Here is a 1,155-nt window from a genome sequence, read left to right on the forward strand (position 1 = left end):
TCGTGACCGATGCGGTTAGAATTTAGACCCCGCGCAATCGGGTGGAGAAACCGGTCACGTTGTTAGCGAAATGACCGGTCACGATGAGCGAAATACGCAGGTAACGCTCCCCTTATGAAAGGTAAATTTGAAACTGTCGTGCAAAGAAATCTGCAAATCTGAAACTTTTCGCAATTTGTACGAGCTCCAGCTCTCGGGTCAGAGCGTGCGAAACTTGATCCCGCAGCACCCTTACGAACGTTGTATGAGTTGATGCGCCTCGGCTGATTGCGTGCAACGCGACTTGCTGTTGGTCCGGCGCATTTCAGCTTTACGCCTGCATCCGCAAAATCCAGATTATCGAGGCAATGCGTCTTTCGTTGCGATGAGTCGCTTAACACCTTCTAGCTTCCCATCACGAACAAATTGACCTTTTCTTTTTCTTGCTTCACCAAAATTAGGTGAGCCACTGAGCCTTTGATCAATGGCTTTTCAAGAGTCGATGGCTTCCAGATCCTTTCGCACTTGAGCTAGAAACGCTTTGAGATCCGTGATGTTTTCCTTTCGCATATAGCACGCCGTTACCAGGCTGACGGGATGAACTCCCAAAACGCTGCACAACTCCTCGAGCTTTACAAGCGTCGGGCTGGTCCCTCCACGCTCAAGCAAACTGACATTTGTGCGGCTGCTTACCAACGAAAAATGCTCCTGAGTCAGGCCTTTCCGAAGGCGAGCCTGTCGGAGCGTCGCCCCAAATGCTTCTTTCAGTTCCATTTTGCTTCTCACAAAAGGAACGATAAGGCGACATTGCGCAATATATGACTACAACATATATTGTTCATTCGAGATGCTGAGGTACCAGCGATGAACACGGATCATGAAGGGCCGACTATTATTTCCAGCCTTTTCAATGCTGATTTTCTGGGGCGTCCGTTCATGCGGCAGACGGTAATGATCCCTTGGTTTTACCTTGAAGCACACGTTCGATATGGTAAGGAATTCGTTGGGGAAATGCTCATGGTGTCCTCATTTGAGGCACTGAAAGACATTCTCAAGGTCCAACATGAGTCATTTCGGGGTAAGCCTCCAGCCCAGCCACCTGTAATTCCCTACCTCCACTCGCCACGCTGTGCTCTCCAAAAAAGGAGCACACATGAAACCACCCACCACACTCAC

1 protein-coding gene and 1 pseudogene are annotated in these 1,155 nt (G+C 49.4%); one reads left to right on the top strand and one right to left on the bottom strand.

Annotated features, from left to right (window positions below):
- Nucleotides 1-471 precede the first annotated feature (471 nt).
- Nucleotides 472-753, bottom strand: a complete 282-nt coding sequence (locus tag ACXPVS_RS27340) for a helix-turn-helix domain-containing protein (RefSeq protein WP_074876666.1) — start codon at nucleotides 751-753, stop codon at nucleotides 472-474.
- 90 nt (nucleotides 754-843) lie between these two features.
- Between ACXPVS_RS27340 and ACXPVS_RS27345 the strand changes: the two are divergent.
- A pseudogene (locus ACXPVS_RS27345) lies at nucleotides 844-1,155 on the top strand (hypothetical protein); the annotation flags it as partial.

This window comes from Pseudomonas sp. Ma2-10 (assembly GCF_054330215.1).

Excerpts from the sequence above, each read along its gene's own strand:
- ACXPVS_RS27340 (WP_074876666.1), bottom strand. The coding sequence starts at position 753 with ATGGAACTGAAAGAAGCATTTGGGGCGACGCTCCGACAGGCTCGCCTT.